General features: G+C 46.4%; 16 protein-coding genes, 3 rRNA genes and 1 riboswitch. Of the genes, 18 read left to right on the top strand and 1 reads right to left on the bottom strand.

The genetic code is table 11. The features are described 5' to 3' along the window. Window positions 1–373 precede the first annotated feature (373 nt). The 16 genes from MHI53_RS02150 (at window position 374) to purD (ending at window position 18,841) form a co-directional block, all read left to right on the top strand. Window positions 374–1,924, top strand: a 16S ribosomal RNA gene (locus tag MHI53_RS02150). 171 nt (window positions 1,925–2,095) lie between these two features. Then, window positions 2,096–5,028, top strand: a 23S ribosomal RNA gene (locus MHI53_RS02155). 62 nt (window positions 5,029–5,090) lie between these two features. Further along, a 5S ribosomal RNA gene (gene rrf, locus MHI53_RS02160) occupies window positions 5,091–5,206 on the top strand. Together the 16S, 23S and 5S rRNA genes form the textbook arrangement of a ribosomal RNA operon. 309 nt (window positions 5,207–5,515) lie before the next feature. Continuing rightward, complete coding sequence (locus MHI53_RS02165) at window positions 5,516–5,716, top strand: NETI motif-containing protein (protein WP_061140511.1); 201 nt, start codon at window positions 5,516–5,518, stop codon at window positions 5,714–5,716. A 74-nt stretch (window positions 5,717–5,790) separates the two neighbouring features. Further along, window positions 5,791–5,892: riboswitch (purine riboswitch) on the top strand. Between the two features lie 179 nt (window positions 5,893–6,071). Beyond that, window positions 6,072–6,560 (top strand): 5-(carboxyamino)imidazole ribonucleotide mutase, encoded by a 489-nt coding sequence (gene purE, locus MHI53_RS02170; RefSeq protein ID WP_340372654.1) that lies wholly within the window; start codon window positions 6,072–6,074, stop codon window positions 6,558–6,560. After that, window positions 6,544–7,704 (top strand): 5-(carboxyamino)imidazole ribonucleotide synthase, encoded by a 1,161-nt coding sequence (purK, locus tag MHI53_RS02175; RefSeq protein ID WP_340372655.1) that lies wholly within the window; start codon window positions 6,544–6,546, stop codon window positions 7,702–7,704. Before purE ends, purK begins: the two co-directional genes overlap by 17 nt. Beyond that, window positions 7,701–8,993, top strand: coding sequence for an adenylosuccinate lyase (gene purB / locus MHI53_RS02180; protein ID WP_061140514.1), 1,293 nt, complete (start codon window positions 7,701–7,703; stop codon window positions 8,991–8,993). Before purK ends, purB begins: the two co-directional genes overlap by 4 nt. A 102-nt stretch (window positions 8,994–9,095) precedes the next feature. Then, a complete protein-coding gene (gene purC, locus MHI53_RS02185; protein ID WP_061140515.1) occupies window positions 9,096–9,815 on the top strand; it encodes a phosphoribosylaminoimidazolesuccinocarboxamide synthase in 720 nt (239 codons plus the stop codon). Next, window positions 9,808–10,062 (top strand): phosphoribosylformylglycinamidine synthase subunit PurS, encoded by a 255-nt coding sequence (purS, locus tag MHI53_RS02190; protein ID WP_061140516.1) that lies wholly within the window; start codon window positions 9,808–9,810, stop codon window positions 10,060–10,062. The genes purC and purS overlap by 8 nt, the downstream gene beginning before the upstream one ends. After that, the gene (gene purQ, locus MHI53_RS02195; RefSeq protein WP_061140517.1) at window positions 10,059–10,745 is read left to right on the top strand and encodes a phosphoribosylformylglycinamidine synthase subunit PurQ; all 687 of its coding nucleotides are present in this window, start codon (window positions 10,059–10,061) and stop codon (window positions 10,743–10,745) included. The genes purS and purQ overlap by 4 nt, the downstream gene beginning before the upstream one ends. Then, on the top strand, window positions 10,729–12,951 hold the full coding sequence (purL, locus tag MHI53_RS02200) for a phosphoribosylformylglycinamidine synthase subunit PurL (RefSeq protein WP_340372656.1): 2,223 nt from the start codon (window positions 10,729–10,731) through the stop codon (window positions 12,949–12,951). Before purQ ends, purL begins: the two co-directional genes overlap by 17 nt. Continuing rightward, window positions 12,936–14,351 carry an amidophosphoribosyltransferase gene (purF, locus tag MHI53_RS02205; RefSeq protein ID WP_061140619.1) on the top strand — a complete coding sequence of 472 codons (1,416 nt, stop codon included), beginning with the start codon at window positions 12,936–12,938 and terminating at the stop codon, window positions 14,349–14,351. The genes purL and purF overlap by 16 nt, the downstream gene beginning before the upstream one ends. A 43-nt stretch (window positions 14,352–14,394) precedes the next feature. Further along, the gene (gene purM / locus MHI53_RS02210) at window positions 14,395–15,420 is read left to right on the top strand and encodes a phosphoribosylformylglycinamidine cyclo-ligase (RefSeq protein WP_061140519.1); all 1,026 of its coding nucleotides are present in this window, start codon (window positions 14,395–14,397) and stop codon (window positions 15,418–15,420) included. Further along, window positions 15,420–15,995 carry a phosphoribosylglycinamide formyltransferase gene (gene purN / locus MHI53_RS02215; RefSeq protein WP_061140520.1) on the top strand — a complete coding sequence of 192 codons (576 nt, stop codon included), beginning with the start codon at window positions 15,420–15,422 and terminating at the stop codon, window positions 15,993–15,995. The genes purM and purN overlap by 1 nt, the downstream gene beginning before the upstream one ends. An 18-nt stretch (window positions 15,996–16,013) precedes the next feature. After that, window positions 16,014–17,549, top strand: coding sequence for a bifunctional phosphoribosylaminoimidazolecarboxamide formyltransferase/IMP cyclohydrolase (purH, locus tag MHI53_RS02220; RefSeq protein WP_061140521.1), 1,536 nt, complete (start codon window positions 16,014–16,016; stop codon window positions 17,547–17,549). Window positions 17,550–17,569: 20 nt separating this feature from the next. Further along, window positions 17,570–18,841, top strand: coding sequence for a phosphoribosylamine--glycine ligase (purD, locus tag MHI53_RS02225; RefSeq protein ID WP_340372657.1), 1,272 nt, complete (start codon window positions 17,570–17,572; stop codon window positions 18,839–18,841). A gap of 55 nt (window positions 18,842–18,896) precedes the next feature. Here purD and MHI53_RS02230 read toward each other — a convergent pair whose 3' ends face one another. Continuing rightward, window positions 18,897–19,163 (bottom strand): YgaP-like transmembrane domain, encoded by a 267-nt coding sequence (locus MHI53_RS02230; RefSeq protein ID WP_061140523.1) that lies wholly within the window; start codon window positions 19,161–19,163, stop codon window positions 18,897–18,899. A 148-nt stretch (window positions 19,164–19,311) separates the two neighbouring features. Here MHI53_RS02230 and MHI53_RS02235 point away from each other — a divergent pair, with 148 nt between their 5' ends. Continuing rightward, window positions 19,312–21,057, top strand: coding sequence for an adenine deaminase C-terminal domain-containing protein (locus MHI53_RS02235; RefSeq protein ID WP_061140524.1), 1,746 nt, complete (start codon window positions 19,312–19,314; stop codon window positions 21,055–21,057). 43 nt (window positions 21,058–21,100) lie between these two features. Further along, on the top strand, window positions 21,101–22,138 hold the full coding sequence (locus MHI53_RS02240) for a DUF3048 domain-containing protein (RefSeq protein ID WP_061140525.1): 1,038 nt from the start codon (window positions 21,101–21,103) through the stop codon (window positions 22,136–22,138). The last annotated feature ends 15 nt before the right edge of the window (window positions 22,139–22,153 follow it).

Consider the following 22,153-nt stretch of genomic DNA (forward strand, 5'->3'; position numbering starts at 1 on the left):
TTAGAATAAATGAATGACAAAGAAATTATATGAAAACTTGTTGACTTTAAGGAACAAAAGGGATAATATAAATAAGCAACACATCAACAACTTCATCAGCTTTTGGTAAAGCACTAAAAGGAATAATAACTATTGACTTCTTAGTATGAAAATGATAAGATGAAATGGTCGCTGAGAAACACAGCGATTTAAAATAAGTTAAAAACTTCGCAGAAGTTGACAACTAATCAATAGCGTGTTATGATGAATAAACAAGCCGTCGAAACGGACGATTTGTGAAGTTGCTCTTTGAAAACTGAACAAAACAAAGCGCCAACGTTAAATTTTAAGTGAGCACACACTATCAAAAAAGCAAATGAGCAAGTCAAACATTTCTTCGGAGAGTTTGATCCTGGCTCAGGACGAACGCTGGCGGCGTGCCTAATACATGCAAGTCGAGCGAATCGACGGGAGCTTGCTCCCTGAGATTAGCGGCGGACGGGTGAGTAACACGTGGGCAACCTGCCTATAAGACTGGGATAACTTCGGGAAACCGGAGCTAATACCGGATACGTTCTTCCTTCGCATGAAGGAAGATGGAAAGACGGTTTACGCTGTCACTTATAGATGGGCCCGCGGCGCATTAGCTAGTTGGTGAGGTAATGGCTCACCAAGGCGACGATGCGTAGCCGACCTGAGAGGGTGATCGGCCACACTGGGACTGAGACACGGCCCAGACTCCTACGGGAGGCAGCAGTAGGGAATCTTCCGCAATGGACGAAAGTCTGACGGAGCAACGCCGCGTGAACGAAGAAGGCCTTCGGGTCGTAAAGTTCTGTTGTTAGGGAAGAACAAGTACCAGAGTAACTGCTGGTACCTTGACGGTACCTAACCAGAAAGCCACGGCTAACTACGTGCCAGCAGCCGCGGTAATACGTAGGTGGCAAGCGTTGTCCGGAATTATTGGGCGTAAAGCGCGCGCAGGTGGTTCCTTAAGTCTGATGTGAAAGCCCACGGCTCAACCGTGGAGGGTCATTGGAAACTGGGGAACTTGAGTGCAGAAGAGGAAAGTGGAATTCCAAGTGTAGCGGTGAAATGCGTAGAGATTTGGAGGAACACCAGTGGCGAAGGCGACTTTCTGGTCTGTAACTGACACTGAGGCGCGAAAGCGTGGGGAGCAAACAGGATTAGATACCCTGGTAGTCCACGCCGTAAACGATGAGTGCTAAGTGTTAGAGGGTTTCCGCCCTTTAGTGCTGCAGCTAACGCATTAAGCACTCCGCCTGGGGAGTACGGCCGCAAGGCTGAAACTCAAAGGAATTGACGGGGGCCCGCACAAGCGGTGGAGCATGTGGTTTAATTCGAAGCAACGCGAAGAACCTTACCAGGTCTTGACATCCTCTGACAACCCTAGAGATAGGGCGTTCCCCTTCGGGGGACAGAGTGACAGGTGGTGCATGGTTGTCGTCAGCTCGTGTCGTGAGATGTTGGGTTAAGTCCCGCAACGAGCGCAACCCTTGATCTTAGTTGCCAGCATTCAGTTGGGCACTCTAAGGTGACTGCCGGTGACAAACCGGAGGAAGGTGGGGATGACGTCAAATCATCATGCCCCTTATGACCTGGGCTACACACGTGCTACAATGGATGGTACAAAGGGCTGCAAACCTGCGAAGGTAAGCGAATCCCATAAAGCCATTCTCAGTTCGGATTGCAGGCTGCAACTCGCCTGCATGAAGCCGGAATCGCTAGTAATCGCGGATCAGCATGCCGCGGTGAATACGTTCCCGGGCCTTGTACACACCGCCCGTCACACCACGAGAGTTTGTAACACCCGAAGTCGGTGAGGTAACCTTCATGGAGCCAGCCGCCTAAGGTGGGACAGATGATTGGGGTGAAGTCGTAACAAGGTAGCCGTATCGGAAGGTGCGGCTGGATCACCTCCTTTCTAAGGATAATACGAGTGCGCTTTTGTTTTGTTCAGTTTTGAATGAGTAATTCATTCAATGAAGGAAGAGGCATCACGATGTGATGGATTCTCTCCACTTTGTTCCTTGAAAACTAGATAATAGATAGAAGGCAATTAATTTTTTCAAAGCATCTGTAAGACTTTTTTAACGGTTAAGTTAGAAAGGGCGCACGGTGGATGCCTTGGCACTAGGAGCCGATGAAGGACGGGACTAACACCGATATGCTTCGGGGAGCTGTAAGTAAGCTTTGATCCGGAGATTTCCGAATGGGGAAACCCACTGTTCGTAATGGAACAGTATCTTTACCTGAATACATAGGGTACTGAAGGCAGACCCGGGGAACTGAAACATCTAAGTACCCGGAGGAAGAGAAAGCAAACGCGATTTCCTGAGTAGCGGCGAGCGAAACGGAATTAGCCCAAACCAAGAGGCTTGCCTCTTGGGGTTGTAGGACACTCAACATGGAGTTACAAAGGAACGGGGTAAATGAAGCGATCTGGAAAGGTCCGTCAAAGAAGGTAAAAACCCTGTAGTTGAAACTTCGTTCCCTCCTGAGTGGATCCTGAGTACGGCGGGACACGAGAAATCCCGTCGGAAGCAGGGAGGACCATCTCCCAAGGCTAAATACTCCCTAGTGACCGATAGTGAACCAGTACCGTGAGGGAAAGGTGAAAAGCACCCCGGAAGGGGAGTGAAATAGATCCTGAAACCGTGTGCCTACAAGTAGTCAAAGCCCGTTAATGGGTAATGGCGTGCCTTTTGTAGAATGAACCGGCGAGTTACGATTTCATGCGAGGTTAAGTTGATGAGACGGAGCCGCAGCGAAAGCGAGTCTGAATAGGGCGAATGAGTATGAGGTCGTAGACCCGAAACCAGGTGATCTACCCATGTCCAGGGTGAAGTTCAGGTAACACTGAATGGAGGCCCGAACCCACGCACGTTGAAAAGTGCGGGGATGAGGTGTGGGTAGCGGAGAAATTCCAATCGAACCTGGAGATAGCTGGTTCTCTCCGAAATAGCTTTAGGGCTAGCCTCAAGATGAGAGTATTGGAGGTAGAGCACTGATTGGACTAGGGGCCCCCAACGGGTTACCGAATTCAGTCAAACTCCGAATGCCAAATACTTATTCTTGGGAGTCAGACTGCGAGTGATAAGATCCGTAGTCGAAAGGGAAACAGCCCAGACCACCAGCTAAGGTCCCAAAGTATACGTTAAGTGGAAAAGGATGTGGAGTTGCTTAGACAACCAGGATGTTGGCTTAGAAGCAGCCACCATTTAAAGAGTGCGTAATAGCTCACTGGTCGAGTGACTCCGCGCCGAAAATGTACCGGGGCTAAACGTATCACCGAAGCTGTGGATTGACACCGTAGGGTGTCGATGGTAGGAGAGCGTTCTAAGGGCGTTGAAGTCAGACCGGAAGGACTGGTGGAGCGCTTAGAAGTGAGAATGCCGGTATGAGTAGCGAAAGAAGGGTGAGAATCCCTTCCACCGAATGCCTAAGGTTTCCTGAGGAAGGCTCGTCCGCTCAGGGTTAGTCGGGACCTAAGCCGAGGCCGAAAGGCGTAGGCGATGGACAACAGGTTGATATTCCTGTACCACCTATACATCGTTTGAACGATGGGGGGACGCAGAAGGATAGGGTAAGCGCGCTGTTGGATATGCGCGTCCAAGCAGTTAGGCCGGAAACGAGGCAAATCCCGTTTCCATTAAGGCGGAGCTGTGATGGCGAGGGAAATATAGTACCGAAGTTCCTGATTCCACGCTGCCAAGAAAAGCCTCTAGTGAGATGTAAGGTGCCCGTACCGCAAACCGACACAGGTAGGCGAGGAGAGAATCCTAAGGTGTGCGAGAGAACTCTCGTTAAGGAACTCGGCAAAATGACCCCGTAACTTCGGGAGAAGGGGTGCTTTTTAGGGTGAATAGCCCGGAAAAGCCGCAGTGAATAGGCCCAGGCGACTGTTTAGCAAAAACACAGGTCTCTGCGAAGCCGCAAGGCGAAGTATAGGGGCTGACACCTGCCCGGTGCTGGAAGGTTAAGGGGAGAGGTTAGCGCAAGCGAAGCTTTGAACCGAAGCCCCAGTAAACGGCGGCCGTAACTATAACGGTCCTAAGGTAGCGAAATTCCTTGTCGGGTAAGTTCCGACCCGCACGAAAGGTGTAACGATCTGGGCACTGTCTCAACGAGAGACTCGGTGAAATTATAGTACCTGTGAAGATGCAGGTTACCCGCGACAGGACGGAAAGACCCCGTGGAGCTTTACTGCAGCCTGATATTGAATTTTGGTACAGCTTGTACAGGATAGGTAGGAGCCTGAGAAGCCGGAGCGCTAGCTTCGGTGGAGGCGTTGGTGGGATACTACCCTGGCTGTATTGAAATTCTAACCCGCGCCCCTTATCGGGGTGGGAGACAGTGTCAGGTGGGCAGTTTGACTGGGGCGGTCGCCTCCTAAAGAGTAACGGAGGCGCCCAAAGGTTCCCTCAGAATGGTTGGAAATCATTCGTAGAGTGTAAAGGCACAAGGGAGCTTGACTGCGAGACCTACAAGTCGAGCAGGGACGAAAGTCGGGCTTAGTGATCCGGTGGTTCCGCATGGAAGGGCCATCGCTCAACGGATAAAAGCTACCCCGGGGATAACAGGCTTATCTCCCCCAAGAGTCCACATCGACGGGGAGGTTTGGCACCTCGATGTCGGCTCATCGCATCCTGGGGCTGTAGTCGGTCCCAAGGGTTGGGCTGTTCGCCCATTAAAGCGGTACGCGAGCTGGGTTCAGAACGTCGTGAGACAGTTCGGTCCCTATCCGTCGCGGGCGCAGGAAATTTGAGAGGAGCTGTCCTTAGTACGAGAGGACCGGGATGGACGCACCGCTGGTGTACCAGTTGTCTTGCCAAAGGCATAGCTGGGTAGCTACGTGCGGACGGGATAAGTGCTGAAAGCATCTAAGCATGAAGCCCCCCTCAAGATGAGATTTCCCATGGCGCAAGCTAGTAAGATCCCTGAAAGATGATCAGGTTGATAGGTCAGAGGTGGAAGCGTGGCGACATGTGGAGCTGACTGATACTAATAGATCGAGGACTTAACCAACGCTTTAAAAAATGAAAGGCCTTCTTATTATCTAGTTTTGAAGGAACAACGTTCCTCATATGTTTGGTGGCGATAGCGAAGAGGTCACACCCGTTCCCATTCCGAACACGGCAGTTAAGCTCTTCAGCGCCGATGGTAGTTGGGGGTCTCCCCCTGTGAGAGTAGGACGCCGCCAAGCCATTTCAAGATCAGCCATCCGGCTGGTCTTTTTTTGCGCCATTATTTGTTCGTTTTTTGGGGAAAAAGGGAAAACAACTGATAATTCGTCCTTCAATTGAAATAAATCGACCCGGACAGCCAATAATTCGGCCTTCGATGAGATAATCCGTCCCAGACAGCTAATAATTCGACCCTTAACCTAATCATGCTATTATTAGTCGGTTTTAGTATTAATTTCTTGCCTTTCCTTGCTCTTTTCTTTATACTAGGAAGAATTTCAATGAACGGAAAGGCAAACAATAAATAGAAAAAGAAAGGGAACGATAGTGTGAGTAAAAAGGGTAAGCTGAAATTTGAAGTTAATGAGGGCGAGACGATCGATGCTTGCCTGGACCGAATGAAAGCGTTAGGTTACTTTCCTGTAAGAAGGACCGAAGAACCGATATTTGCCGAGAGAATGGAGAACGGAAAGGTCCATTATGAACCAATTGATAGGAAAATTGTATTTGAAGCAAAATTAATTGAGTAAAACCCGAACAATCAATTAGCGTTTTCATAAAATATTCGAATTTAACTTGACATTAAAATAGCCGGACGGTAAGATGAAGGTACATTAATACATCTCATATAATCATGGGGATATGGCCCAAAAGTTTCTACCTGATGACCGTAAATCATCGGACTATGAGAGAAGCATCTGACTAATTCGGAATCTAGCCAAGTCTTTTTGTGTTTTCTTAAAAGGCTTTCTTTTCCGGACGGATTGCTTCCTCAACAATGAGGAAGCAATCCGTCCGGTTTTTTAATTTATATGTGATAGATAATGAGAAGCGTCCATCTGCATATTCGGACGCGACAACTTGAGTGTTGGAGGGAAAGATGATATGAAACCGCAGGTTGGGGTTATTATGGGAAGTGTCTCGGATTGGGAAACGATGAAATACGCTTGTGAATCATTGGAACAGCTTGACATTCCCTATGAAAAAAGAGTCGTTTCCGCCCACAGGACACCGGATTTACTATTTGAATATGCAGAGAGTGCAAATGAGAGAGGCATTAAAGTGATCATTGCCGGGGCAGGCGGGGCAGCGCATCTTCCCGGTATGACAGCCGCCAAAACGATCGTCCCTGTGATAGGCGTCCCGATACAATCGAAGGCATTAAACGGGATGGATTCATTATTATCCATCGTGCAAATGCCTGGCGGTGTACCGGTTGCGACGGTAGCAATCGGAAAAGCCGGCGCAATCAATGCCGGTTTGTTCGCAGGCCAAATGCTCGCGGCCTTCAATCCTGAAATTGCAGGAAGATTGGAAGCTTTAAGAGACGAAACGAAGGAAAAGGTGTTAAGAAGCAGTGAACAACTTAAATAATACAACCATTTTACCGGGACAGACCATTGGGATCATCGGCGGTGGGCAATTAGGCAGGATGATGGCCCTGTCGGCCAAGGCATCGGGATTTAGGATAGCGGTCCTTGAGCCGACTGCAGAAGGTCCATGCGCGCAAGTCGCGGATATTGAAATAATTGGTGCTTATGACGATATAGATGCATTGAAAAGATTGGCGGAGGTCAGTGACGTCATAACTTATGAGTTTGAGAATATCAGTTCAGAGGCGTTGGATTGGTTAAAGCAGCATGCATATCTTCCGCAGGGCTCCGAATTATTGAAGCTGACACAGGATCGCCTTACTGAAAAAAAGGCCATTTCTGATGCAGGGGCATCGGTTGCTCCCTATCAGGAAATACACGATATTTCGGAAATTCACCTTCATATAGAAAAAATAGGGTACCCTAGTGTGTTAAAAACGACCCGGGGCGGTTATGATGGAAAAGGGCAGTTGGTCATTAAGGAAGAAGCCGATATCAAAAAGGCTGAATCCCTGCTCAAAACAGGTGTATGTGTGCTGGAAGCCTGGATTCCTTTCGTAAAAGAAATCTCCATTATCGTGACACGTAAAGGAAATGGTGAGGCAACTCATTTCCCGATAGCGGAAAACATTCATATTGATAACATTCTTCATAAAAGCATAGTTCCGGCCCGTATTAGTCAACAAGCTGAAAGGAAAGCGATCAATGAGGCTTTGCAACTTGCAGAGAACCTTGAATTGATCGGGACATTGGCAGTCGAAATGTTTTTGACCGATCAGGATGAAATCATCATTAATGAATTGGCGCCAAGACCTCATAACTCGGGACATTATACAATGGAAGCTTGTGAGACTTCACAGTTCGAACAGCATATAAGGGCTGTCTGCAATTGGGAGCTTGGAAATACGGCATTATTGAAGCCGGTTGTAATGGTCAACATCCTAGGCGAGCATATCGGGCCTTTACTGGATGAAATCCCGACGCTTTCGGATTGGAAGGTTCACCTTTATGGAAAGAAGGAAGCCAAGCTTAAGCGAAAAATGGGGCATGTGAATATTTTACGTCCGACGATTGAGGAAGCTCTTTTGGAAAGTGATCGAAGCAAAATTTGGAAACAACAGGTTGAAACGGAGGAAGTAAAATGATTGAACGTTATACCCGCCCAGAGATGGGCAACATTTGGACAGAGACGAACCGATTTAACGCGTGGCTGGAAGTCGAGATTTTGGCTTGTGAAGCGTGGTCTGAACTTGGTGTCATTCCGAAAGAAGATGTGAAGCTGCTTCGTGAAAATGCTACATTCGATGTGGAACGCATCAATGAAATTGAAAAGGATACCCGCCATGATGTTGTAGCCTTTACACGTGCTGTTTCTGAAACGTTAGGTGAAGAACGGAAGTGGGTACATTACGGATTGACTTCCACTGATGTAGTCGATACAGCTCTTTCATATGTGATTAAGCAAGCGAATGAGATTCTTGCGAAGGATTTGAACAACTTCGTCGAGATCCTGAAAAATAAAGCAAAAGAACATAAATACACGGTTCAGATGGGGCGTACGCATGGAGTTCATGCCGAACCGACTACTTTCGGTTTGAAGCTGGCATTGTGGTATCAAGAAATGAAACGCAATGTCGAACGCTTCGATGAAGCGAGAAAGAACATCGAGGTTGGGAAAATTTCCGGTGCTGTCGGAACTTATGCAAACATCGATCCGTTTGTAGAAAAATTCGTTTGTGAAAAGCTTGGACTTGAAGCAGCGCCCATTTCGACGCAAACATTACAGCGCGATCGCCATGCACATTATATGAGCACGTTGGCGCTGATTGCGACATCGATTGAAAAGTTCGCAGTCGAAATCCGCGGCTTGCAAAAAAGCGAAACACGTGAAGTGGAAGAGTTCTTTGCAAAAGGGCAAAAAGGATCGTCGGCAATGCCTCATAAACGGAATCCGATCGGTTCTGAAAATATGACGGGGATGGCCCGTGTCATCCGCGGTTATATGATGACAGCTTATGAAAATGTGGCATTATGGCATGAGCGTGATATTTCGCATTCTTCAGCTGAGCGCATCATTTTACCGGATGCAACGATCGCTCTGAACTATATGCTGAACCGTTTCAGCAACATCGTTAAGAACTTAACCGTCTATCCGGAAAACATGAAACGCAACATGGACCGTACCCTAGGATTGATCTTCTCGCAACGTGTATTGCTTTCGCTTATCGATAAAGGGCTTGTCCGTGAAGAAGCTTATGATACGGTTCAGCCGAAAGCGATGGAAGCATGGGAGCAGCAGGTTCCATTCAGAAGCCTGATCGAAAAGGATGATAAGATCACGAGCTTGCTTACGAAAGAAGAGCTTGATGATTGCTTCGATCCTACGCATCACTTGAAAAATGTTGATGTGATCTTTGATCGTTTAGGTTTATAAAAAAAGCAGGCGGCAAACACGGGACATACCCTGTCCGATGTTTGCCAAGCCTGGCTAATGATAGGAAAATTCATAATATTCACAATGTGGGGGTCTTGACGGATGGAAAAACGAGAATTGTTGTATGAAGGAAAAGCGAAGCAGATTTATGCAACGGACAACAGTGAAATAGTATGGGTGGAATATAAGGATTCGGCAACGGCGTTCAATGGTGAAAAAAAGTCGGAAATCGCCGGCAAAGGCAAGTTGAACAATCAGATTACCAGTTTACTATTTTCAAAGCTTGCCCAAGAGAATATTCCGTCCCATTTTATTGAAATGCTTTCCGACAGGGAACAGTTAGTCAAAAAAGTCTCCATCATTCCCCTTGAAGTCGTCGTCAGGAATACGGCTGCAGGCAGTTTTTCCAAAAGAACGGGGATAAAGGAAGGGCAGCCCCTCAAGAAAGCATTGACTGAGTTTTACTATAAAGATGACGAGCTCGGCGATCCTCTGTTAACAGAAGACCATATTGAAGAATTGGAACTTGCTAGCAAGGAAGATGTAGCGATTTTAAAAGAAAAAGCACAGGAAATAAATACCGTCCTGACCTCGTTCTTTAAAGAGCTGGATATTAGACTGATAGATTTTAAATTAGAGTTCGGAAAAACACCGAATGGAGATATTCTACTGGCTGACGAAATATCACCCGATACCTGCCGGTTATGGGATGCAGCAACGAACGAAAAATTGGACAAAGATGTATTCCGCCGTGATTTAGGCAGTTTAACAGATGCTTACGAAAAAATTCTAGCAAAATTGGAGGGCATTCAACATGCATAAGGTTAAGGTATATATCACACTAAGGGAAAGTGTATTGGATCCACAGGGAGCAGCTGTCCAACAATCACTTCATAGCATGACCTATAACGAAGTGAGTGACGTTCGAGTGGGGAAATACATTGAACTGACCATTGAGGATACGGATCGTGATTTAGATCAGCTTGTAAAGGAAATGTGTGAAAAACTTTTGGCCAACACGGTAATTGAAGCGTACCGTTATGATGTTGAGGAGGTTATCACCCAATGAAATTTGCTGTCATAGTTTTCCCAGGCTCCAATTGTGATGTCGATATGTATCATGCGATAAAGGATGCCCTGGGGGAAGAAGTGGAGTATGTATGGCATTCCACAAACAACCTAGATCAGTATGATGGGATCCTTCTTCCTGGAGGTTTTTCTTATGGAGACTATTTACGCTCCGGAGCGATTGCCCGTTTTTCGAATGTGATGGCCGAAGTCGTAAAAGCGGCTAAAGCAGGAAAGCCTGTTCTTGGTGTCTGCAATGGTTTTCAGATTTTACTTGAAGCAGGCCTTTTACCAGGAGCGATGCGCCGAAATGAAGGTTTGAAATTCATTTGCCGTAATGTAGGTTTGAAGGTTGAAAACAATCAATCGATGTTTACATCAGGCTACGAATTGCATGAAACGATTACGATCCCGGTTGCCCATGGTGAAGGGAATTATTACTGTGATGCTGAAACATTGGCTGAATTGAAACGAGATAACCGCATCTTGTTCACTTATGATGGTGAAAATCCAAACGGAAGCTTGGAACAAATAGCGGGAATTGCAAACGAACAAGGAAATGTCCTCGGAATGATGCCTCATCCCGAACGTGCTGTTGACTCACTGCTTGGCAGTAAAGACGGCTTAAAGATTTTTCAATCCATCGTAAAAAACTGGAGGGAATCACATGTTATTACAGCTTGAACCAAGTCCGGAAAAAATTAAATCGGAGCGATTGTACGCAAGTATGGGGCTATCCGATGAAGAATTTGCCATGGTGGAGAAAATCTTAGGCAGACTGCCGAATTATACGGAAACAGGATTGTTTTCCGTTATGTGGTCAGAGCATTGTTCCTACAAAAACTCAAAACCCATCTTAAGGAAATTCCCGATTACGGGGGAGAAAGTGCTGCAAGGTCCTGGTGAAGGAGCGGGCATCGTCGATATCGGTGACGACCAGGCCGTCGTTTTTAAAATTGAAAGTCATAACCACCCATCAGCGATTGAACCTTACCAAGGTGCCGCTACTGGTGTCGGCGGAATCATCCGTGACGTATTCTCCATGGGGGCACGTCCGATTGCGATGCTGAATTCACTTCGCTTTGGCGAACTTGATAATGATCGCGTGAAATACTTATTCAAAGAAGTCGTTGCCGGGATTGCCGGTTACGGGAATTGTATCGGGATACCGACTGTCGGCGGTGAAATTCAATTCGATCCTTCTTATGAAGGAAATCCGTTAGTCAATGCCATGTGTGTCGGCTTGATCGATCATAAGGATATAAAAAAAGGCCAGGCGCACGGAGTGGGCAACACCGTCATGTATGTGGGGGCAAAAACTGGACGCGATGGCATTCATGGAGCCACATTTGCATCTGAAGAGCTGTCGGAGTCTTCCGAAGAGAAACGCCCTGCCGTTCAAGTGGGAGATCCATTCATGGAGAAGCTCCTTCTGGAGGCCTGCCTTGAATTGATTCAAAACGATGCCCTTGTTGGCATTCAGGATATGGGAGCGGCAGGACTTACCAGCTCATCTGCCGAGATGGCAAGTAAAGCGGGCTCTGGCATTAAAATGAACCTGGACCTGGTCCCGCAGCGTGAAACGGGCATGACGGCTTATGAAATGATGCTTTCCGAATCACAAGAGCGGATGCTCATCGTAGTCACGAAAGGCCGAGAACAGGAAATCGTCGATTTGTTCACGAAGTATGATTTAGAAGCAGTTGCAGTTGGTGAAGTGACGGACGATAAAAAACTGATCTTAACGCATCAAGGTGAAATCGTTGCGGAGGTTCCTGTTGACGCCTTGGCGGAAGAAGCTCCGATCTACCATAAGCCATCCGCGGAACCGCAATATTTCCGTGACTTCCAAAGCATGAAGGCTGAAGTGCCGGTCATTGAAAATTATAAAGAAACACTATTGGCACTATTGAAGCAACCGACCATTTCAAGTAAGGAATGGGTTTACGATCAATATGATTACATGGTCCGTACGAATACGGTGGTTTCACCTGGTTCCGATGCAGCTGTAGTACGTGTCAGGGGAACGAATAAGGCCCTTGCGATGACGACGGATTGCAACTCCCGCTATATTTATCTTGATCCTGAAACAGGCGGAAAAATCGCGGTCGCTGAAGCAGCCCGCAATATCATTTGTTCAGGTGCGGAGCCATTGGCAATAACGGATTGCTTGAATTTTGGCAACCCGGAAAAACCTGAAATCTTTTGGCAGCTGGAAAAAGCGGCTGATGGCATGAGTGAGGCTTGCAGGAGTTTAAGCACGCCAGTCATTGGCGGAAATGTTTCGCTTTACAATGAAACGAATGGCGAAGCGGTTTATCCGACACCTGTGGTAGGAATGGTCGGCCTTGTTAATGAACTTGAGCATATCACTACACAAACGTTTAAGACTGAATCCGACCTGATTTACGTTGTCGGTGAAGCAAAAGTGGAGTTTGGCGGCAGTGAATTGCAAAAAATGCTTGAAGGGAAAATTTTTGGACGCGCACCGGAACTTGATTTGACTGTTGAACAAAAACGTCAGCAGCAAATCCTCGCGGCGATCCAAACCGGTCTTGTTGCATCAGCACATGATCTTTCGGAAGGCGGTCTGGCAGTCGCATTAGCTGAATCTTTATTCGGTTCAGGCAAGCTTGGGGCGAAAGTGACTATTTCCGGCGAAGCGGTATCCGAACTATTCAGTGAAACGCAATCACGCTTCTTGCTTTCCATCAAACCTGAAAACAAGGAGGCTTTCGAAGCGCTTGTGGAAGATGCGATATGCATAGGCTCTGTAACGGAGGATCGTAAGCTGGTCGTGATTGCAGGCAATGATGGAACTGTATTGGAAGCGGACGTTAATGAATTGCAAACAGCTTGGAAGGGAGCTATACCATGCTTGCTGAAATAAGGAGCCTTAACGAAGAATGCGGCGTAGTCGGAGTCTGGGGGCACCCTGATGCAGCGCAGCTTGCTTATTACGGGTTGCATAGCTTGCAGCATCGCGGACAAGAGGGAGCAGGCATCGTCGTCACGGATGGCGAGCAGATGTCGATCTCTAAAGGTGAAGGTCTCGTCACGGAGATCTTCACGGCTGAAAAAATGCAAGCACTTTCCGGCAGCGGAAAAGCGGCCATCGGCCATGTCCGCTATACAACGGCAGGCGGCGGCGGGTATCAAAACGTCCAGCCCTTCTTGTTCAATTCACATACGGGCGGCCTGGCCCTTGCCCATAATGGGAATATCGTCAATGCCAATCAGTTAAAAGCACAGCTTGAGGGACAGGGAAGCATCTTTCAAACGACATCGGATACGGAAGTCCTAGCCCATTTGATTAAACGGTCCGGCTACTCAGATGTAAGGGATTCAGTGAAAAACAGTTTGAGCATGCTGAAGGGGGCCTATGCTTTCGTCATCATGACAGAAAACCAAATGATCATGGCAAGAGATCCGCATGGCTTCCGCCCGCTTTCCTTAGGTAAAATAGGCGATGCTTATTTTGCCGCATCCGAAACATGTGCTCTTGATATTGTAGGTGCAGAATTTATCCGCGATATTGAGCCTGGTGAACTTGTTGTCATTAATGATGAGGGAATCTCGTCCGAATACTTTTCGCTTTCCAGTCAACAGGCAATGTGCACGATGGAATATGTGTATTTTTCCCGTCCGGATAGCAATATCGATGGAATCAATGTCCATACGGCCCGCAAAAACCTTGGCAAACAAATGGCACTGGAAGCCAAAATTGAAGCGGATGTCGTAACAGGGGTACCTGACTCGAGCATTTCAGCAGCGATTGGCTATGCTGAAGCGGCAGGCATTCCTTATGAAATGGGCTTAATTAAAAACCGTTATGTCGGACGGACATTCATTCAGCCATCGCAGAGCCTGCGTGAACAGGGCGTGAAGATGAAACTTTCACCTGTAAGAGGGGTCGTGGAAGGCAAGCGGGTGATAATGGTGGATGATTCAATCGTCCGTGGAACAACGAGCAGAAGGATTGTCCGCATGTTAAAAGATGCAGGAGCTAAAGAAGTGCATGTTGTCATTAGCTCACCTCCGATCAAGAATCCTTGTTTTTACGGAATAGATACGTCTAAAAAAGAAGAACTGATCGCAAGCTCTAAATCGGTGGAGGAAATAAGGGAAATCATTGGTGCTGATTCTTTAACGTTCTTAAGTGTCGAAGGTATGGTCGAAGCGATTGGCCGTCCTTTTGCTGGAGAAACGCGCGGGTCATGTCTAGCTTGTTTCACCGGAAATTATCCGACTGAAATTTTTGAATACGAACGAGAAAAGACAAAATGTTAATCATGTCGGAATTAAAAGAATGATTTTCGGAGGGGGATTCCAAATGGCTAATGCCTATAAACAGGCTGGTGTGGATATTGAGGCTGGTTATGAAGCGGTAAATCGGATGAAAAAACATGTGAAGCGTACATTTCGTCCGGAAGTAATGAATGGACTGGGCGGTTTCGGGGGCATGTTCGATTTGTCTTCCTTGAATCTAAAAGAACCTGTGCTCATTTCGGGTACAGATGGAGTCGGTACGAAACTTTTGTTGGCGTTCATGATGGATAAGCACGATACGATTGGAGTGGATTGTGTAGCGATGTGCGTCAACGATGTTGTCGTTCAAGGTGCTGCACCTTTATACTTTTTAGATTATATAGCCTGCGGTAAAGCCGATCCGGAACGGATTGAAATGATCGTCAAAGGAATTGCGGATGGCTGTGAACAGGCTGGATGTGCCTTGATCGGCGGTGAAACGGCGGAAATGCCGGGGATGTACGAAGCTGAAGAATATGATGTCGCAGGTTTCACTGTCGGCGCAGTCGAAAAACCACGTCTGATTACGGGTGGGTCGATTCAGGCGGGCGATGTCGTGATTGGGCTGGCTTCAAGCGGCATCCATAGCAACGGTTATTCGCTGGTTCGTAAAATTCTCCTTGAAGATGCAGGGATGGTCCTTCATGATTTCGTCCCACAGCTTGATTGCAAGTTAGGCGAGGAGCTGTTGAAACCGACCAAGATTTATGTAAAATCCATATTAGCGACATTGGAAAAATTTGAAATCAAGGGCCTTGCCCATATCACGGGCGGCGGGTTCATTGAAAACATCCCACGTATTCTACCAGAAGGATGCGGTGTGGAGATTGAGTTGGGAAGTTGGAAAATACCAACTATATTTTCTTTCCTTGAAGAAAAAGGAAACCTTGTGAAAGAGGAAATGTTCAATATATTCAATATGGGAATCGGGATGACGGCCATCGTGAAGAAAGAAGAAGCGGCCGATGTGCTGGCCTATCTGCAAGCCTGTGGTGAAGAAGCATCGATCATTGGGACGATTGTATCGGGAAATGGAGTGTCGTTCAAATAATGAGGCGTCTTGCTGTCTTTGCATCAGGTAACGGTAGTAATTTTCAATCAATTGCAAATGCGATAAAAAGCGGAAAGGTGGAGGCGGAAATCTGCCTGGTCGTTTGCGATCGCGAAGATGCATATGTGCTAGAGAGGGCGAGGCTTGAAAATGTAGATTCTTTCTCTTTTTCAGCGAAAGATTACTCTAGCAAGGCTGAGTTTGAATCGGAAATCCTGAAGGAACTTCGCCAACGTGATGTGGAATTGATCATTCTGGCTGGCTATATGCGTTTGATAGGTCCGACATTATTACATGAGTATCCACAAAGCATCGTGAACATCCATCCTTCACTCCTGCCTGATTTTCCCGGCAAGGATGCGGTTGGCCAGGCTTATGAAGCCGGAGTGAAGGAAACCGGGGTCACGATACATTATGTCGATGAAGGAATGGACACAGGACCGATCATTGTCCAAAAAACGGTGCCGATTCTTGATGGAGATACGATTGGCATTCTTCAAAAGAGGATTCAGGAAACGGAGCATGATCTGTATCCGTCCGTCTTACAGCAGCTTTGCCAACAGCAACTTACTTAATGGAGGGACCAACTTAACATGAAAAAACGTGCTTTAATTAGTGTATCGGATAAAACAGGCATCATCGAATTTGCTCAAGGATTAATTGAGGCAGGATTTGAAATCATCTCAACGGGTGGTACGAAAAAAACGTTGCAGGATCATGGTGTTGACGTAATTGGAATCAGTGAAGTCACTGGTTTTCCCGAAATCCTGGATGGGCGTGTCAAAACACTTCACCCGAATGTCCATGGGGCGGTGTTGGCGAAACATGATGACAAGGATCATGCGGCGCAGCTTGCAGAGCATAATATTGAACCGATTCAATTAGTCTGTGTAAACCTTTATCCTTTCCAGGCGACAATCTCCAAGCCGGAAGTCACTGTGGAAGATGCGATTGAAAACATCGATATCGGCGGACCGACGATGCTACGTTCTTCTGCCAAAAACCACGAATATGTGACCGTTATCGTCGATTCCAGTGACTACCCTGCCGTATTGGGAGAGCTGAAGCAAAACGGTGCTGTATCAAAAACCACGAATCGCCGTCTGGCAGCAAAAGTCTTCCGCCATACTGCAGCATATGATGCTGTCATTTCGGAGTATATGACAGAGCTTGCCGGCGAAGAAAATCCTGAATCATTGACTGTTACCTATGAATTGAAGCAGTCACTTCGTTACGGGGAAAATCCACATCAAAAAGCTGCATTCTATAAAAAACCGCTTGGTTCCGTTTTTTCGATTGCAAACGCGAAGCAATTACACGGAAAAGAACTCTCATACAACAACATTAATGATGCCGACGCAGCGCTACAAATCGTTAGGGAATTCAATGAGCCGGCTGCCGTTGCCGTCAAGCATATGAATCCTTGCGGCGTCGGGGTCGGGACTACGATTTTAGAGGCTTATGAAAAAGCTTATGAAGCGGATGCCACTTCCATTTTCGGCGGTATCATCGCCCTGAACCGCGAAGTTGATAAGGCGACTGCTGCAAGGCTTCATGAAATTTTCCTTGAAATCATCATCGCTCCTGGGTTTACGGACGAGGCAGCGGAAATCCTGACGAGCAAGAAAAACCTTCGTTTATTAACGATCGAATTCGATATGGCCAATAAAACTGAACGTAAATTGACTTCCATAGAAGGCGGCTTACTCATTCAAGACCGCGATGCACATAGCTTAAAGGATGCAGAAGTGAAGGTCGCAACGAAGCGTGAGCCAACACCTGCAGAGTGGAAGGCTTTGGAGCTTGGCTGGAAAATCGTCAAACATGTGAAGTCGAATGCAATCGTCGTCTGCGATGACCAAATGACTTTAGGCGTTGGCGCAGGGCAAATGAATCGTGTCGGAGCGGCGAAAATCGCACTTGAGCAAGCTGGTGAAAGAGCGGCAGGAAGCGCATTGGCCTCGGATGCCTTCTTCCCGATGGACGATACCGTCGAAGCAGCAGCGAAAGCGGGAGTTACGGCAATCATTCAGCCTGGTGGCTCTGTAAAAGACCAAGATTCAATCAACAAAGCTGATGAATACGGAATCGCAATGGTATTCACAGGGATTCGTCACTTTAAACATTAATCAAAGGATGAGGTGCGATAATGAATGTACTAGTGATTGGCAGGGGCGGCAGGGAGCACGCTATTGCCCGTAAACTATTTGAAAGCGATCGGGTCGGGACGGTTTTTGCAGCACCTGGAAATCCAGGCATGTTGGATGTAGCGACACTTGTACCGATTTGTGAAAGCGATCATGGGGAATTAATTGCTTTTGCCAAGGCAAATGACATTTCATTGACGATTGTTGGACCAGAAACGCCATTGCTTAACGGGATTGTTGATGATTTTACGGAAGCGGGCTTACAGGCATTCGGTCCTAACGGCCGCGCTGCAGTCATAGAAGGAAGCAAATCCTTTGCTAAAGATTTAATGAAGGACTACAGCATTCCGACAGCAGAATATGAAACATTTACTGACTACGATTCTGCAAAGGCATATATCGAAAAAATCGGGGTTCCGATCGTAATCAAGGCGGATGGGCTGGCTGCAGGCAAGGGCGTCGTTGTCGCAATGACGATGGATGAGGCGTTGGACGCCATCCGTGATATGCTGATCGGTGCTAAGTTTGGCGAAGCTTCCGCCAAGGTGGTTATTGAAGAATTCCTTGATGGAGAGGAATTCTCGTTGATGGCATTCGTTAATGGGGATAAAGTGTATCCTATGGTCATAGCGCAAGATCACAAGCGGGTTTTCGATGGAGATCAGGGGCCGAATACAGGCGGAATGGGGGCTTACTCACCGGTGCCGCAAATCACCGATGAAATGGTACAGTCTGCAGTGGAAACGATCCTTCAGCCAACTGTCAATGCGATGATTTCTGAAGATCGACGTTTTACCGGCATATTATATGCCGGGTTGATCGCAACTGAAAAAGGAACGAAAGTCATAGAGTTCAATGCCCGTTTTGGCGATCCGGAGACGCAGGTGGTATTACCGCGACTGAAGACGGATTTCCTTGAAACCGTCGAAGCGGTCCTTTCAGGTGCTGATTTGCAGCTTGAGTGGCATGAAGAAGCGGTTATCGGCGTGGTCGTGGCAGCCGATGGGTACCCTGGCGATTATAAAAAGCATTCCATCATTAAAGGGTTGGAAAAGATTGATCAGGAAACCCATATTTATCATGCCGGGACGGCACTTGATACTGAAGGGAACTTCATCTCGAATGGAGGACGTGTTCTTCTCGTTGCTGCAAAAGGGAAAGATTTAGCCTCCGCCAAAGCTCACGTATATAAAGAGTTAGGTCATGTGGAGAAAGAAGGATTGTTTTGGCGTACGGATATCGGTTATCGTGCAATCCAATACCATTTTTCATGAAAAATGAAAGAAGCTGACTCTAATCGGAGTCAGCTTCTTCTATAGGATCAAGACTTTAATTGGAATCTGATGGGTGAGGGGCTTCTTCCTGAGTGTGTTCTTTCTTCATTAGTGTTTGCCCATTTTCCATAACATCGACAATAGGACAATAGCGGAGGATACCTTCTCCTATTTTCATGGCAGAAAGCATGACCACGACTAGATAGGATTGCTTTTTCCACGGTTTTTTCACCATCTTTGCCGCTGCCCATGTAAGGAAGGTCAAGCCGCAGGTAATTCGCATTAACGCATTTATTATACTGATATTTTGTTTAAACTTCATAATTATGTCCATCCCTTCACAAAAATTTAACAATATTCCGGATAACATTACTGTTCTAATGAGGCAAGTATGTTACTATGAAATAAAATTGGATTGAAAATGGTTTTTATTATACATTTTTTTCTAAAAACTTATGGGGGAATGTTTTATGCTTGAACAGCGCTATAGATGGAAAAATAAACATCTTAGAGAACATATAGATGTGCTGGATGGCAATAGGGCACCACACATTCTGCTTAAAAATGCGACTTACTTAAATCAAGCTTTACGAAAATGGGTGAAGGCGAATATATGGATATATGATGATCGCATCATCTATGTTGGAGAAAAGCTTCCTGATAATATAGACCATTGTGAAATGGTTGATTGCACAAACCAGTATTTGGTCCCGGGATATATTGAGCCGCACTCACATCCTTCTCAATTATATAATCCCCTTACCTTTTCACGTTATGCATCTCATTTTGGCACAACGACATTAATCAATGATAACTTGCCTTTCCTTTTGCAGTTAGATAAAAAGAAAGCGTTTTCTCTTTTGAAAGAATTACGTAACATTCCTGTTACAATGTATTGGTGGAGCCGTTTTGACGGACAGACCGAATTGATCGATGAAGATACGGTGTTCTCCCATGGTGCGGTCAAATCCTGGCTGGAGCATGATGCCGTATTACAGGGCGGGGAACTGACGGGATGGCCGAAGCTTCTTGACGGGGATGACATGATGCTGCATTGGATCCAGGAAGCGAAGAGAATGAGAAAGAAAATAGAAGGCCATTTTCCGGGGGCATCCGAGAAAACGTTGGCAAAAATGACCCTATTCGGGGCTGACTGTGACCATGAAGCAATGTCGGGTGAAGAAGTCATGTCCCGCCTGCTGCAAGGCTATTATGTATCGCTAAGGCATTCTTCGATACGTCCGGATCTGCCTAAGCTGATTTCCGAAATCCATGAACTCGGCATCGATCAATACGACAAATTCTTTTATACGACAGATGGATCGCCGCCATCTTTTTATGAGGGTGGTTTCATTGATTGCTTGATCAAAATAGCGATAGAGCATGGCGTACCCGTCATCGATGCTTATAATATGGCAACCATCAATATCGCCCGATACTATAATATTGAGTACCTTCATGGGAATATTGCTACTGGAAGGGTGGCGAACATCAACTTCCTTACCGATATAAAGGAGCCTGCACCGGTTTCGGTAATGGCAAAGGGGAAGTGGGTGAAGAGGGATGGGGAGATCATTCCCGATGAACAGGAAATCGAATGGGGTGATTTCGATTTTAAGCCACTCGACCTTGATTGGAATCTTAGCTTAAAGGAAGATTTTGAATTTTCGATGCCGTTTGGGATCGAACTGGTCAATAACGTAATAACGAAGCCGTACTCCCTTTCCAATGATGTTGGGCATGAAGAGCTGAACTTTGAGGATGATGAATGTTTTTTCATGCTTATTGATCGGGAAGGGAAATGGCGCATCAATACGATCTTGAAAGGCTTTGCCAATAAACTTTGCGGCTTTGCCGGATCTTATACGAATACGGGTGACATCATACTGATCGGCAAGCGGAAACAGGATATGCATTTGGCATTTAGGCGTCTGAAGGAAATTGGCGGTGGCATCATCTTAACGGAACATGGCAAAGTGATCCATGAACTGCCTCTAAAACTACAGGGGATCATGTCGACCAAGGAGGTACCTGAACTGATCGAAGAAGAGAATGTGCTGAAAAGATTGCTGTGCGAGAGGGGCTACCGCTTCGACGATCCAGTGTATACACTTTCATTCTTTTCGACGACACATCTTCCTTATATAAGGCTGACCCAACGCGGAGTGTATGATGTTATGAATAAAACTATACTCTTTCCTACTATAATGCGTTAAAATATAAGAGGAGAAATTGCTAATAAATCAGAGGAGTGGAAAGATGAATCTTAAGAGAGTTCTTTTCATCGTTTTGGCTATTTTACTGCTCGCAGGCTGTTCGGCGAAAGAAGAATCTGCATTGGATGACAGTAAGACGAAAGACCAGGCTGATAAAAAAAACACGGATGTGAAAGATGAATCTCGCAATCAGTTTCCACTTACTGGTGAATTCACCGATGAAAGCACTGAGCAAAGGGCTGTAGCCGTGATGGTTAATAACCATCCACAGGCAAGGCCGCAATCCGGGCTCTCTGAAGCCGATTTGGTATACGAAATGCTCGCAGAAGGTGATATAACCAGATTTTTAGCTATCTTCCAAAGTGAAGAGCCGAGCCAGATCGGTCCGATCCGTAGTGCAAGGGACTACTATATCGAAATGGCTAAAGGCCTCGATTGCCTCTACGTATGTCATGGGAATAGCCCCGAGGCGAAAACCATGCTCGACAAAGGGTATATTGATAACTTGAACGGATTATATTATGATGGAACTTTGTTTCAACGCTCGGACGATCGTAAAGCGCCGCATAATTCCTACATCTCTTTTGCTGACATCCTAAAAGGCGCGAAGGAAAAGGGATATGAAATGAAAGGCGCACCAGATCCACTCACTTTCCTTTCAAAGGAAGAGGCTGCTGGAATTCAAGGGGAATCGGCACTCAAAGCCGAGATATCCTATGGTTTAAAAGAGTATGATGTTGAGTATGAATACGATGCCACGGATAAGAAATATAAACGTTATTCGAATGGTGAACTAACAGTCGAATATAAATCGCATAATCCGATTTTACTGGATAATATATTGATCATTGAAGCCGATCATCAAGTGATTGACGAAAAGGGTCGTCGCAAAATCGATTTGAAAAGTGGCGGAAAAGGTTATTTACTTCAACGAGGAAAAGTGAATGAGGTAGAATGGGTTAATGAGAGTGGGCGAATCATACCAGTGAAAAACGATGAGGAAGCAGGGTTGATCCCAGGGAAAACTTGGATCAATATCATTCCGGATCAACCTGGTTTAGAACAAGATGTCTCATTTTGATACCCATGAAATTGA

This window comes from Peribacillus sp. FSL E2-0218 (genome assembly GCF_037992945.1).
GTDB classification, from domain to species: domain Bacteria; phylum Bacillota; class Bacilli; order Bacillales; family DSM-1321; genus Peribacillus; species Peribacillus simplex_B.